Origin of the sequence: Paraburkholderia mimosarum LMG 23256 = NBRC 106338 (assembly GCF_000739815.1) — a bacterium.
GTDB lineage: Bacteria > Pseudomonadota > Gammaproteobacteria > Burkholderiales > Burkholderiaceae > Paraburkholderia > Paraburkholderia mimosarum.
On record NZ_BBJJ01000054.1, the window covers coordinates 37290 to 48439 of the forward strand.

General features: G+C 63.5%; 10 protein-coding genes. 4 read left to right on the forward strand and 6 right to left on the reverse strand.

Annotated features, from left to right (window positions below):
* Positions 1 to 94: 94 nt before the first annotated feature.
* Positions 95 to 766: a response regulator transcription factor gene (locus BMI01S_RS27610; RefSeq protein ID WP_028213451.1), complete on the forward strand. Its 672-nt coding sequence runs from the start codon at positions 95 to 97 to the stop codon at positions 764 to 766.
* Between the two features lie 42 nt (positions 767 to 808).
* Here the strand turns inward: BMI01S_RS27610 and BMI01S_RS27615 are convergent, their stop codons facing one another.
* From BMI01S_RS27615 to BMI01S_RS27630, 4 genes are all read right to left on the reverse strand, one after another.
* The gene (locus tag BMI01S_RS27615; RefSeq protein WP_042291193.1) at positions 809 to 1219 is read right to left on the reverse strand and encodes a response regulator transcription factor; all 411 of its coding nucleotides are present in this window, start codon (positions 1217 to 1219) and stop codon (positions 809 to 811) included.
* A gap of 240 nt (positions 1220 to 1459) precedes the next feature.
* A complete protein-coding gene (locus BMI01S_RS27620) occupies positions 1460 to 2149 on the reverse strand; it encodes a hypothetical protein (protein ID WP_042291196.1) in 690 nt (229 codons plus the stop codon).
* 92 nt (positions 2150 to 2241) lie between these two features.
* Positions 2242 to 2532, reverse strand: a complete 291-nt coding sequence (locus BMI01S_RS38245; RefSeq protein ID WP_036019931.1) for a hypothetical protein — start codon at positions 2530 to 2532, stop codon at positions 2242 to 2244.
* 437 nt (positions 2533 to 2969) lie between these two features.
* Positions 2970 to 3923 (reverse strand): hypothetical protein, encoded by a 954-nt coding sequence (locus tag BMI01S_RS27630; protein ID WP_051381553.1) that lies wholly within the window; start codon positions 3921 to 3923, stop codon positions 2970 to 2972.
* A 200-nt stretch (positions 3924 to 4123) separates the two neighbouring features.
* On the opposite strand from BMI01S_RS27630, the gene BMI01S_RS27635 reads away from it, so the two are divergent.
* Together BMI01S_RS27635 and BMI01S_RS27640 are read left to right on the forward strand one after the other, a co-directional pair.
* The gene (locus BMI01S_RS27635) at positions 4124 to 4672 is read left to right on the forward strand and encodes a hypothetical protein (RefSeq protein WP_244145342.1); all 549 of its coding nucleotides are present in this window, start codon (positions 4124 to 4126) and stop codon (positions 4670 to 4672) included.
* A 325-nt stretch (positions 4673 to 4997) separates the two neighbouring features.
* Positions 4998 to 6914, forward strand: a complete 1917-nt coding sequence (locus tag BMI01S_RS27640) for an NHL repeat-containing protein (protein WP_028232533.1) — start codon at positions 4998 to 5000, stop codon at positions 6912 to 6914.
* Positions 6915 to 7134: 220 nt separating this feature from the next.
* On the opposite strand, the gene BMI01S_RS27645 is transcribed toward BMI01S_RS27640, so the two are convergent.
* Positions 7135 to 8325, reverse strand: coding sequence for a phytanoyl-CoA dioxygenase family protein (locus tag BMI01S_RS27645; RefSeq protein WP_028232532.1), 1191 nt, complete (start codon positions 8323 to 8325; stop codon positions 7135 to 7137).
* A 137-nt stretch (positions 8326 to 8462) separates the two neighbouring features.
* A complete protein-coding gene (locus tag BMI01S_RS27650; RefSeq protein ID WP_028232531.1) occupies positions 8463 to 9404 on the reverse strand; it encodes a LysR family transcriptional regulator in 942 nt (313 codons plus the stop codon).
* Positions 9405 to 9601: 197 nt separating this feature from the next.
* On the opposite strand from BMI01S_RS27650, the gene BMI01S_RS27655 reads away from it, so the two are divergent.
* Positions 9602 to 11113: a CoA-acylating methylmalonate-semialdehyde dehydrogenase gene (locus BMI01S_RS27655; RefSeq protein ID WP_028232530.1), complete on the forward strand. Its 1512-nt coding sequence runs from the start codon at positions 9602 to 9604 to the stop codon at positions 11111 to 11113.
* Positions 11114 to 11150 lie beyond the last annotated feature (37 nt).

Below are 11150 nucleotides of genomic sequence, written 5' to 3' on the forward strand. Positions count from 1 at the left end.
ACTAAAGCGCCTCTTGCTCGAACAGGCCACGACGCGCGTGCGACAGGCACGCCAGATAGCGCAGACCTCGCCCGGGCCTACCAAGGGACTTTCCATGGTTACCGATCGGCATGTTCCGTCCAGCGCAAGCGGAATTCGTAGCTCGACCGTTTTCGTCGTCGACGATGAGGAGTCCATCCGTCTCGCGTTGCGCGACCTGCTGGAGTCGGTCGGGTATTGCGTCGAAACGTTCGGCTCCGTCCGGGAATTCCTCGATTTCCGCAAACCCGGCGGGCCCAGTTGTCTTGTACTCGACGTAAGGCTGAAGGGGGAAAGCGGATTGGCATTCCAGCAGGCGATGGCGCGCGACGGACTCCACATGCCGGTGCTTTTCATGACCGGTCATGGCGACATGGAAATGTCGGTGCGAGCAATGAGAGCTGGCGCATTCCATTTCTTCCCGAAGCCGTTTCGCGACCAGGACATGCTTGATGCGATTTCCGAGGCCCTCTCGAAGGACGCGCGACGCCTCGAAACTGAGCAAGGCCTCACGGCGCTACGCGCAGCCTACGACTCGCTAACGCCTCGCGAACGAGACATCCTGGCGCTGGTCGTTCGCGGCCTGCTGAACAAACAGATCGCCGCACAGCTCAACGTAAGCGAAATCACCGTGAAAATACATCGGGGGCAGTTGATGAAAAAAATGAATGCGCATTCGCTTGCGGATCTCGTGCTCAAAGCCGCTGCGCTCGATATCGGCCCGAAGCCTGGGGAGCCGCATACCTGAGGTGTCTGTTCTGTAGATGCCCAAGGCATTCCGGATTCCGGATCAAACCCCGATGTTCTCGAGTTCGCGCTTAAGAACCGTGGCGTCCACCGGTTTATCGAGGAGCGCGACTGCCGCGCTTGCCTGCACCCGCAACCTTAAGGCGTCACTCGGGAATGCGCTGACGAAGATCGTTGGTGGCGCTGTGCCCAGCGCCACGAGTCGATCGAGCAACTCCAGGCCGCTCATGCCGGGCATGCGGATATCGGAAATCAGAACGCCGTCCTCGGTGCGCAAGCGGGAAGTGCGCGCGGCCAGGTACTCATCCGGCGCAGCGAAAACCTGCGTCGGATAGCCGAGCGATTGCACCAGACTCTCCATTGCGAGGCGCGAGGATTCGTCGTCGTCTACGATCCACACGGTCCCCGGAGCCCGGCCCGCGGGCGAAGCGCCAGTTTGACGGCTTGAGGGCATGAGTTCTCTGCCGAAGTACCCGTCAATCCAATCTATCTGGCCCCGAGCGGCTTGTCCATCATACGGACGTATGTCGCACTATCCCTTCCGGAACGCCGTTGAGCGAGGCGCCTGGCATGGCATTGCGGCTCGCCTCGTACCATCGACGCCATTTCAGATCACCTGAGACCGTTCGTCACTGAAACGACACTTGCCCACTTTTCGTCCATTCCCGGAATCCGCGGTCATGACTAGCGGAAACTACGAGTGCGAGCAGCGGCGTTCAAAGGCATTGCGCATCCGGCCCATGATCACGGCACTGACAATCAGGGTTAAATACAGCGTGACGAGATCGTGACGCAAAGCGTTGAGGGCAGCTTGATGGACCGCGAGCGTCGCATCGACAGGCGGAAGCACGCGGCTCATTCCCTCCACGGCTCGCATCATCCGGATAAAGCCCGCAGCGGACAACAGCGGCAACGAGACAACGAGCGCCAGCAGCACGGGCTTCAGGCGACGGGCCCACGCATAGTGGCGCAACCTGAACCACAGTCCGAGGCACCCGTGTATCCAGCCGGGTGCAAGCAGCGCAAGTTGCAGACCCTGCGTACCGCTCGTGAGCAGCACGACAATGACGCGCTCGTAGTCAGGCTCGAAGCCGTAGAGCGACGACGCGAGCCGGGTCGTCACCGCATGGCGGATGAGCAGCAGTGGCAGGCTGAGCCCTGCCCAGAGGCGGATCCATTCGGCGGGCGGCAATGCCCAGTGGCGCCGCCCGTATAGCGTATGCAACGCCAACGCAAAATGCAGAGAGGCAGCGCCATACAGCGCGATCGTTCCAGGCACGCTGCGCCACAGCCGCAGCGCGAGTACGAGTCCACGGCCGGCCAGGTCGAGTGACCAGATCCCGAGCGCGTGATTGACCAGATGAAGAAACAGCCAGGTCAGCATCACCAGGCCGGACCCGAGTTGTAACCGGCGCAGAATGGATTGCCACCGGATTCTCACTTCGCTGGTTGGGCGAGCGTCTCCCCGGAAGCCTCTCACTTCAGCCTCCAGCGCGTGATGCGCGACATGCGGCGAGCAGGTAACGCCACGGCACGCGCGGTTCCCGCAGGTTTGCTGATGCGCCCGCGTATCCGGACCGACGCGCTCGCCGCCGCCGGCCGGTGGGGGGCGCTGTCATTCCCGTACGCCTGGCGAAGAAGAAGCGAGTCGGCGAATCGCTGTAACGCCAATATCGAACCGCATACGCTTTGGTATTCCTCATGGCCAATCCGGCCATCGAGGATAACCGTCAATCCCGAAGCACGGGCCATGCCGATGATGTCCATTTCGTTTGCTCCATTGCATGTTCCACACATGCAATACCGGAAACAAACGCCGTTTATTTCACAATTCGACGCTACCCGTGAAGGCCCTTGCGCGGTGAAGGCTGGACTGCGAAGTCACGTGCCCGATCAACCGCCCGCTCCATGATCGACGCGCGGCGGGAGGTTACTGAACGTCGCAAGCCATATTCAACGCGATCGCTTTGCGCCGGGCGGCCACATGTCAATGTCCCGTCGATCATGGGCTCGCGCGCGGCGCGCAACATCTCGCTGTTCGTAGCCAGCAAGATCGCCAGGGCGCGGACATCGCACCCTTACGGATCAGTGCCAGAGTAGCGCGATCAGGATGATGATGGGGATCGGTACACCCAGCAGGTAGAGAAGAATCGAGCGCATAGCTGTCTCCAGACCGGTTCGGTAAAGGTAGGTGCCCCGCTGCGTCAGAATTCACGCATGCGGCCGCCGATCGTCGCCATGAGGCTGGCGGCGAACGCGCCCAAGAGCAGGGAAACAAAAAGCCACAACGTGACGTGTATGGTTGCCTTGCGCGCCTCATCCGCAGCCGCGCGCGCCGCGTTGGTTGCCTGGCCGGCTTTCTCCTGCAGCCGCGACCACGTGGTCAAGACCCGGGCGCGAGCGTCGGTTGGCGCAAGTCCTGTCCTTCGGGCGACGAGTCTGGCGACATAGTCACTATCGTCCGGTGCCAGTGCTCCGGTGCCTGAGAGACTGTTGAGAAAGATTCGCGCGATCTCCTGCTTCTGCTCGACCCTCGCGAACGCCGCTCCGGCACTCTGATCATCTGGCAGACTGGCTCCAGCCGGCGGATGCAGCATTCCGTCGATCAGATACCCTATCGGCCAGGTCCGGTAAGCAGCAAGCCCATCCCCACGCGAGAGCGAGCCAAAGCCCAGCGCTGTCGGCACGCCCGCTTGCGCCGCCTCTCCCGCCGCCACGTCTCTCGCCCCTTCTCGCACAACGCCGGTAACGGCAGATGCAACGACTACGGCAGACAGAAGTGTGGCGAGCGCCCAGGCGATAAAGCCGTGGGCGGTGTCCCGGAAATGCGTTTCGTCGACGCTGACGTCGGGCCAGTGACGACGCAGACGGCCAGCCAGATAGCCCCCGAGTCCAGCGGACATCACTTGAGTCACGCAGATCCAGATGATGGCCGCAAACCCAAAAGTTTTCGCATGCGCACCGCTTCCAGGCCACGGCGAGAGCGACGAAAGTCCGAGGCCGGTGCCGAGCGTGAGCAGAATGAGAGAAAAGGCCGCGATGGCCACCGCGCCGGCGAAGATCGCAGCCCATGAAACTGCGCCTTGCCCGCGCGCGTACGGCGGTTGGGTGCCACGCGCCGTCGCGAAATCCGTGTGCAGATGATCCGTCTCTTCCATGACGCCTCCTCTCCAGGTCGAGTGCCCGTGCCGGACATGCACCAGGCGCGGCCACACCGGGACAGCAGAAAGCGTGCCGCGTCCACCGAGCCGCAAACGCAGCGAAGACGACCGGGAAACAATCGAATTGGACGTGGGCCGATAGAAACACATGGCCGGCCGCTGCCATCAGCGAGCGCGCAACGGCTGCACGCCTGGAGGTGTTCACGCACACATCATTCGTACGCGGCGTCAACTGGATCTATCTGCCGTCGGGCGTCAGACTGCTCAGCACGTTGCTGGTTGGTGTCGATGGGTTCCTTGGTCTGCTGCTTGCCGGACTACTCGTGGACTTTCTCTACTGGTTTCCCCACGATCCGGTTCGGGCGACCGCGGGAGCGATCCTTGGGTCACTGGCGCCGTATCTCGTCTACCGGCTTGCGCTGGAATACTATGACCTGCGTGCAACGCTGACCAATCTCACGCCGAAGCGGCTCCTCATCCTTGCGGTTGCTTATTCGGTAGCAAATCCGCTGTTCCATCATTTATGGTTTGCGCTGACCGGTGCGACGAAGGAATGGTTCGAAAGCTTCTTCAGCATGTTCGTGGGTGACCTGACAGGCGCGCTGATCTTGCTGTATACGATGAAGGGAATTTTGGCCCTGTTGCCGAAACAACGGAGTAGTTCACGTATGTCGAACGGCATGTTCAACATCCAGCTGGCGCTAAACAGGGCATATGACAATCAGTCAGCACGCCACGAAACATAATTTTTCGCCACTATGATATGCCGTGACCTCGGACCGTTCATGCAAGCGGCAGTGGCCATCGAATTACCTGCACGGCGATGAAGTCAAGCGCGCGCGCCAGATCGGCCACGCTCTCATGGCGCGCAAGTGACCTCGACCGGGCGGCCCATCCGCTTCGAAGTCCGAACGGTTGACACGCCGGTTCCTGCTTTCTTGACCACACTCCTCTTCAGCCAGGCCCGCGAAAGCTCACCGTGCGGGTCCGGTGCAGCGTCAATCTCATCGACCACGTTATGCGCCGTGACGCAAATCGTCGCGACGCGCGGCATCCAAAGGAACATTGCGCATGCGCATCGAACGGATTCGCACGGCATTGCTGGGGCTCTTCGTCGCCGTGCTGACGAGCGTGAGCCACGCGCAATACACGAGCGACTGGCTCGCAAACACGTTCGGCACGCTTTCTGCGCATGTCGGCAACGGCGCGCGATCGATGTGGGTCGCGCCGGAAGGCGTCATCTATACATCGTCGCGCTGGGACGAACAGGCGGGCGGCATAGCGATCTATCGGAACGGCGCGACGCTCGGCACCATCGGCACGCATGATGAATTTCAGGGCGGCGCGATCACCGGCAACGCGACGTCGATCTTCGTTGCGCTCGGGTATAACCGGACGTTCGGCAGCGGCTCGGTGGGCCGCTATAGCCGCAGCACGAACGCACGCGACCTTCGCATCGCCGTGAGCACGTGGACCGGGCTCCCCAACGCGGATGTGATCACCGGACTCGCGACGGCCGGCACGCTGCTCTACGCCAGCGACTTTTACGGCAACCGTGTGCGCGTCTATACGACCGAAGGCGTCTGGCAGCGCGACATCGCCGTGACGCAGTCCGGCGCGCTAGCGATCGACAGCGCGGGCAACCTGTGGGTCGCGCGCAAGAACGCGGGCGTCGTGGTCCAGTTCAGCCCCGCTGGCGCTCCACTGAGCACGATCCAGATGGCGGCGCTCGCGCGCCCCTCGGCGCTCGACTTCGACGCGTCGACGACCCAGTTGCTGGTTGGCGACGAAGGGCCCGACATGAACATCAAGATTTACACGCTGGCCGGCGTGCCGGCGCAGGTCGGAACGTTCGGCGTGCAACATGGCTATCTCGACACCACGACGGGCATCAAGGGGCAAGTCGGCGACAAGCGCTTCACGCGCGTCGCGGGCATCGGCAAGGATACGGCCGGCAATCTGTACGTGCTCAACAATGCGTGGGGCGGCGACTGGGACCTCGGGCGCAACGGCAGCACCGACATTCACGCATACAGCCCAACGGGGACGCTGCAATGGACCTTGCAGGCGCTCAATTTCGAGGCCGTCGCCGCGCCGGATCCGGCGACCGACGGTGCCTATTTCTACAGCGGCAACGCCGTCTATACGGGCACTGCAGGCGGCATTTTCGTTGCGAACACAATCGATCCGTTCACCTGGCCCGCCGATGCGCGCCTGAACATGAACGACTATCAACGCGGCCAGCATTTCGCGCAGCTCGTGCTCGTGGGCGGCAACCGTATTCTCGTCGCGTCCGGACAGAACCCCGACACCTTCAACCTCTACCACTTCAATGCGTCGAGCGGCTACGTCGCCATTCCGGACGGCTCGATTCCGGGCAAGCCGTTCAACACGAATCTCAAGGTAACGGCCGGCTTCGCGATCGACGGCCACGGCGACATATGGGCCGGGCTCGATCGCACCAACCACATTTACCACTATCCCCTCGCGGGCTTCGACGCGAACGGCAAGCCGTCATGGGGCGCGGCCACGGCGATCCCGATCCCGCGCGCCGTACTGCCGCTCACGAGGATCATCTATCAGTCGGACAGCGACACGATGATCCTCGCGCAGGGCATTTCGGATAGTTGGGATTGGACGGCGATGAACGGACACATCGCCGTCTACCACGGCTGGCAGGCCGGCAATACGGAAGCGCCCAACCCTGTGATCGACCTCACGGCCGCGAACCCGAAATCGATTGCGGCGGCCGGACATTATCTGTTCGTCGGCTACGTGCATACGGTGCCGAACATCGACGTATTCGATCTCGACACAGGCCGTCTGGTCACGACCTTGACCAACTCGAACGCACCGGCGATGGACGTCGGCAACGACGTGGATTCGATGTACGGGATTCGCGCGTACCTGCGATCGAGCGGCGAATACGTAATTACGAAAGACAACTACAACGGAACAAGCGTCGTCGTTTACCGATGGCGTCCGTGACACAACGACCGGAACGAGCGCGAACGACCGTCGCCATGACGGCTCGATCAGCGCCTGGATGCGTTCCGCCTGCCGTGGATCGACCGCGGTTGCAGACGATCATGTGCAGATCCCCCCGGCCATCGACGGAAAATGCCGACTGGCTCGAGCGCTTGCGCCGAAGGCGCGCCGCCGCGCAACCCGACTTGCCCTGGCACTCGCGTGCTGGGGTATGCCCTCGTCATGCGGGGTCACGGCGCGCGTCTTGCGTGCGCAACGCCGTGGCGAATCGGGCCGGCTCCCAGTTCTCGCCCAGCGCGCGTAGCATGAGCCCCTGCTGGCTTTCAGGTGCCAGGCCACCCACGGGCGGGTCACGGTCCAGATTCGTGGGAAACGGGTAACCCTCCGCGCACGCAGCAATGGCCGCGAGCGCCGCGGCATCGCCGAGCCGCCCGTTCGTGCGATGCTCGCGCAGCACGGGGTAAATCGCTTCGCACATGGCTGCGCGGTCGAGCGCTTCCATCGCACGCCCCATCGCCGACGACACCTGCAGCAGGTTCGCCATGCGCTGCACGTCGGCGGTTCGGTTCGCACCCGCCGCATGAAAAAGCGCGGGATTGAAAAACACGGCATCGCCCTTTGTCAGCGGCAGCTGCACGCAATGCGCTTCGAAATACTCGCGGAAATCGGCGCGCCGCCATGCAAGATACCCCTCGGCATAGCGCTGCGAAAACGGCAGGAGCTTCGTGGGCCCGCTCTCGACCGGCATGTCGCAATGCGCCACCGCGCCCTGGAGCGTGAGCAACGCGGACATGCGATGCACATGCGCCGGATAGCGCTGTGCCGATTCGATCGTCTGGAATCCCAGGTGATAATCACGGTGCGCCTCCTGCGCCATGCCGCCCGGACGCACCACGTTGACCTGCGAAGTCATCTGATAGCACGGCCCGAGCCATGCCTCGCACACGGCCATGAGCGGCAGGTTCGCAAAGTAGTCGACGAATACGGCGGGCGCCCGCAGGCAAAGCTTCTGCTGCGCGTTCCAGATACGATCGTTTGCGCCGGCTTTCGCAAAGTGGTCGGCACCGCTCGATCCCTGCTCCCGTTCGGCCCGGACGATGGCTTCGAAAACGGCGGTCGCCTCGTCTATCGGCTGCGTGCTGGCGTAGGCGCGTTCGAGCACCAGCACGCCCGCGCCGTCGCGCAGCACACGCGCCCACTCGGCCTGCAAAAGCAGGCGCTGCGCTGCGTCGTCAAGCACGCTTTCAAGATCGCGGCAGTCGTACACGGGAATGCACTGCCTCACTTCGGCGGCGAAACGCAACGGACCGCCTTCGTCGTGCAACTGGTTCACGAATGCCTCTAGCGAGCATTCGCGCTCCAGGTACCATTGCCGCCCCCGTTCCGGCGCGTGTGTCTCGTGCTGATCCATGTGTCCGCCTCCGTTTTGCCTCGAGGATAGCGTCGGTAACCGGCGTCCGGGACGCTCTAAGCGTCAGCATAAACACTTCGGGGCGGGAAGGTCTGTCACGCTGCGCGCGAGTCGGGTTGCGATCGGCGCCACGCGCATCACTCCAGCGGGAAGCCGTCCTTGAAGGTCTGCCGCAAGAATTCCGCAAAGCGTTTGACCGCGCGCGGCACCTGCGCCCCATAGGGCCGCACGACATGGAGCTGCGAAGCGAATGCGTCCACCGGCCGCCAGTTGGGCAGGAGCACGACCAGCTTGCCGGCCCGCAAGGCCGCCTGCGCGCTGAAGTCGGGCAACAGCGCAATACCCAGATGTTCGAGCGCCGCGTCGCGCAGTGCCTCGCTGTTGTTCGCGGAGAACGGGCCGTTCACCGTTACGGTCTCACGCGCGCCATCCACGCGGCGGCCAATCTTTTCGAACGACCACACGCCCGCGCCCAGCGTGCGCGGATAGTACAGACAGTCGTGCTGCGCGAGATCGGCGGGCGTTTGCGGCGTGCCGCGCTGCTTGAGGTAAGCGCGCGTGGCGACGATGACCGAGCGTGTGTCGCACAGTTTCCAGGCCACGTGGGTTTCCGGTACGTGCGCGCTATGGCGGATGGCGAGATCGAACCCTTCGCTCGCAATCGATGTAAGCCGGTCGGACAGCTCCAGTTGCACGCGCACTTCCGGATGGGCGCGCGAAAACTGCCCGAGACGCGGCACGAGTTGCTGGCGCGCAAACGCAACGGGTGCCGTCACGCGCACCGTGCCGCGCGCCACGTCGGCCATTTCGCGCACGCTCGCGAAGCTCGCAGCGATGCTCTCGAACTCCGCGCGCGTGTCCTCGACGAGCCGCAGCCCCGCTTCCGTGAAGCGCACGCTGCGCGTGGTGCGCTGCACCAGAGGCACGCCCGCCACGCGCTCCAGCTCGGCAATGCGCTGGCTCATGGCCGCCTTGCTCACGCCCAGGCGCGCCGCGGCCGCGGTGTAGCTGCCTTGCGCGGCCAGCACGTTCAACCAGTGCAGATGCGTCCAGAGCGCCTCGATTCGCTGCGTATCCATCGATGAAATGCCCGCTTCAAATGTCGTGATCAATAGCGTGTACCCACGCCGATACTAGCATCGCCGGCCCAAATCTTTCACGACCTGCACCATCGATTGTTCATCAACGAAAACAATCAATTCAGCGCCGGAGTCTGTTCCGGCTCCTTCGAGCTACGTAAACTGGACGGCACGCACTCACCAGACGAGGAGATGACATGCAGGCCTACACCGATTCCGCAGACGTGATCCACTTTATCGGCGGCAAGACCGAGCGCGGCGTGGGCGACCGCACCCAGGCGATCTTCAATCCCGCGACCGGCGTCGCGGCTCGCCGCCTCGTGCTGGGTGAAGTCGCCGATGTGGACGCCGCCGTGGCGAGCGCGAAAGCCGCGTTCCCGGAGTGGCGCGACACGCCGCCCATTCGCCGCGCGCGCGTCATGCTGCGCTTTCTCGAACTGATGAACCGCCACAAGGACGAACTTGCGGCCATCATCACCGCGGAGCACGGCAAGGTGTTTGCCGATGCGCAAGGCGAAGTCGCGCGCGGCATCGACGTAATCGAATTCGCCTGCGGCATTCCGCAACTGCTCAAGGGCGACTACACCGAGCAGGTCTCCACGGGCATGGACAACTGGACCGTGCGCCAGCCGCTGGGCGTGGTGGCGGGCATCACGCCGTTCAATTTCCCCTGCATGGTGCCGTGCTGGATGTTCCCGGTTGCGCTCGCCGCGGGCTGCACGTTCGTCCTCAAGCCCAGCGAGCGCGACCCTTCGGCGTCGCTCTTCATGGCGCGCCTGCTCAAGGAAGCCGGCTTGCCCGACGGCGTGTTCAACGTCGTGCAGGGCGACAAGATCGTGGTCGATGCCCTCCTCGCACACCGCGACGTGAAGGCCGTGAGCTTCGTGGGCTCCACGCCGATCGCGAACTACATCTACGAAACCGGGGCGAAGCACGGCAAGCGCGTACAGGCGCTGGGCGGCGCGAAGAACCACATGGTCGTGATGCCCGACGCAGACATGGATCAAGCCGTGGATGCGCTGATCGGCGCGGGTTACGGCTCGGCGGGCGAGCGTTGCATGGCGATCTCGGTGGCGGTGCTGGTGGGCGACGTGGCCGACAAGATCATGCCGCGACTCGCCGAACGCGCACGCACGCTCAAGGTGAAAAACGGCATGGAAGCCGATGCGGAAATGGGCCCGATCGTCACGAAGCAGGCACTGGAGCGCATCGAGGGCTATATCGCGAGCGGCGTGGAAGAAGGTGCGACGCTCGTGGTCGACGGGCGCGGCCTGAAGGTGCCGGGCCATGAAAATGGCTTTTTCACGGGCGGCACGCTGTTCGACCACGTCACGCCTGAAATGCGCATCTACAAGGAAGAGATCTTCGGGCCGGTGCTTGCCTGCGTGCGCGCGAAGGACTTCTCCGAGGCCGTGCAGTTGATCAACGACCACGAGTTCGGCAACGGCGTGGCCTGTTTCACGCGCGACGGCAACGTGGCACGCGAGTTCGGCCGCCAGATCGAGGTGGGCATGGTGGGCATCAACGTGCCGATTCCGGTGCCGATGGCATGGCACGGTTTCGGCGGCTGGAAGCGCAGCCTGTTCGGCGACATGCACGCGTATGGCGAGGAAGGCGTGCGCTTCTATACGAAGCAGAAGTCGATCATGCAGCGCTGGCCCGAGAGCACGGAGAAAGGTGCGGAATTCACGATGCCGGTGGCGAAGTAAGCGGCAAGGCGAAACCATCAACGAAAAGCCCACTTCA